At 60.9% G+C, this 2,071-nt stretch carries 4 protein-coding genes; 1 reads left to right on the forward strand and 3 read right to left on the reverse strand.

Annotated features, from left to right (window positions below):
• The coding region (locus WBF82_RS04640; RefSeq protein WP_424381926.1) for a sensor domain-containing protein at positions 1-400 on the forward strand (400 nt) is incomplete at its 5' end.
• Here WBF82_RS04640 and WBF82_RS04645 read toward each other — a convergent pair.
• Genes WBF82_RS04645 through WBF82_RS04655 form a run of 3 tightly spaced genes read right to left on the reverse strand, consistent with a single transcriptional unit; the run spans position 397 to position 1,867 of the window.
• Positions 397-540 (reverse strand): hypothetical protein, encoded by a 144-nt coding sequence (locus tag WBF82_RS04645; protein ID WP_424381927.1) that lies wholly within the window; start codon positions 538-540, stop codon positions 397-399. The two genes, WBF82_RS04640 and WBF82_RS04645, sit on opposite strands and share 4 nt — an antisense overlap.
• A gap of 37 nt (positions 541-577) precedes the next feature.
• On the reverse strand, positions 578-1,051 hold the full coding sequence (locus WBF82_RS04650) for a hypothetical protein (RefSeq protein WP_424381928.1): 474 nt from the start codon (positions 1,049-1,051) through the stop codon (positions 578-580).
• 54 nt (positions 1,052-1,105) lie between these two features.
• A complete protein-coding gene (locus WBF82_RS04655) occupies positions 1,106-1,867 on the reverse strand; it encodes a rhomboid family intramembrane serine protease (protein ID WP_424381929.1) in 762 nt (253 codons plus the stop codon).
• Between the last annotated feature and the right edge of the window lie 204 nt (positions 1,868-2,071).

A 2,071-nucleotide genomic window follows, 5' to 3' on the forward strand; every position in this document is an offset into this window, starting at 1 on the left:
AGCAGCGGTCTATGAGGGCAGTGGGTGGACCGCCTTGCGTGGAAACAATCTCCAGGAGCCCGGACATGAAACTCATCTTGTCGGTCAGGCTGTGGTTTTGTTTCCCTCCGCGCCTGATGCGGACGCGTTCTTCACCGCGTCCGCCCAACGCTGGCCGGCCTGCCGACAATTCACTTACACCAGCGCTGGCAAACCCGATGTGTATGACACAGTTGGGCCCGTCTCCAACACGAACGGCACCCTGAGCGCCACCGTAACCCACTCGGCCTCTAGCTGGACTTGTCAGCGGGCGCTGACCGTCGCCAACAACGTGGCCATCGACATCACGGCATGCAGCTTCAGTCCGACCGACTCCGCGGTCAACATCGCCCATCAGATCGCCGCCAAAGTACCCACTTAAAGGGGCCGCCGGTTGAGCAGGCGCTCGTCAAGCAACTCGTCCACCTGATAACTTGACGGCTCGCCCCCATGCTCGCGGATCGACCAATGCACCTCGGCGAGGAGGCGCAGTTCGGAATCGATGGCCGCCAGGCCGCGCATAGGCGATAGCGTGAATGCCCGGCCGGCACGGCGCAATTCACTCGGTTTCAGCCTCCAGCGCCTCGGCTCGCTCTCTAGCAGCTTCTTCGGAAGGGAAAGGCGACGCCAGCGCGGTTAGCTTGCCGTCGACTTCCACGGCGAGCCACCAGCCGTCTTCGAGTGCTCCGATCAGATACTCGCGGTTGTCGCTCCAGGCATGCTCGACAGGACTCAACGAGGCCGCGACAGAGCCTGTGTCTTTCGTGACGACTAGCGACCAATGACCTTCGGTGAGCGCGCTCCACGTCAACGCCACAGGGCGCGGGAGACGCGACTTTTGAGGCTGTAGAGGATGCGAAAACTGAGGCATGTCGATCATTAAACGCCGCCGCGGAGCCGTCACCAAGGTTCCAGAAAGGTTGGCATCGTTGCGGAGATGGATGCGCGTTGGCAGCTGGGTCTCAACGATCTGTTCGCAGAGGCGATTGACGACGCCCTGAGCTCCTTGCCGGCCGATCTCCGTGCGGCGCAATGTTGGGCATTGGGACGGCTCGCCGCGTGGCTGTCCGACGCCGCCGCTGGCGCGTTAGGAGTGCGTTGGAGCGCTGTCCCCCGTAGGCGGTGGGCCGTCTTGCCCTGCCGGCCGTCGTCCTTGGGCTTGGTCGTCGGGCCGGAGGTAATTTGGTCTGGCGCCGGTGATGACTAGCACCACGACCACACCGAAGACGAAGCCACCGACATGGGCGAAGAATGCAACACCACTGCCACCGGTCCTGTCTGGGTGGACCAGCGCGAAGTTGCCTTGGAACAACTGGAGCGCAAACCAGAAGCCGAGGAAGAACCACGCCGGGATTCGTAACGGGATCCAGCCGACGAGCGTCAAGATGCGCGACCTGGGATAGAGCACGATATAGGCGCCCAGCACCGCTGCGATCGCGCCGCTGGCGCCCAGATTCGCTGACCGCGCGTCGGCCGCCGTGCCGAAGAGCAGAGTCACCGCGGTCTGCACAACCGTGGCGGCGAATCCGCCGCCGAGGTAAAAGGCCAGATAGCCGAACCGCCCGAAAGCATCCTCTACGTTCTTGCCGAAGATCACCAAAAACAGCATGTTGCCCAGGATGTGAGCCCAACCGACATGCATAAACATGGACGTGATCCAGCTGACGCCCCAGTGTATGCCCAGCTGGCAGGCGTTAGTGACATCGCATGGATAGAACGCCGCCTGATTAATCGCCGCGTCTTGGTTCGGCAACTCATAGAACAGAAACACCGCGAAGTTCGCGACGATCAGCGTGACGTTGACGACCGGGAACCGGCGTGCCGGAATGCCGTCGGAGAAAGGGATCATACGAACTTAGTTCGATTCTTGATTAGTTAAGCCAGACAGTCTAAATCAGCTCTGTGGTTCGCCAGCAAGTTACAGAACAATTTCTCCAAAACCGCGTGCTAAGTCTCTAGGCGGGCGTACCGTCGGATCTCCAACATTTAATTTCAGAGCATCGTCAATTGGGGCAATTCGGCGACATGTGTGTGCGGATTGATGCGCCCAACT

Source organism: Mycobacterium sp. (assembly GCF_049673265.1).
Taxonomy (GTDB): Bacteria; Actinomycetota; Actinomycetes; order Mycobacteriales; family Mycobacteriaceae; genus Mycobacterium.

What these genes read in the sequence shown, in the direction of transcription:
- WBF82_RS04645 (WP_424381927.1), bottom strand. Translation starts at nt 540, where the DNA reads ATGCGCGGCCTGGCGGCCATCGATTCCGAACTGCGCCTCCTCGCCGAG.
- WBF82_RS04655 (WP_424381929.1), bottom strand. Translation starts at nt 1,867, where the DNA reads ATGATCCCTTTCTCCGACGGCATTCCGGCACGCCGGTTCCCGGTCGTC.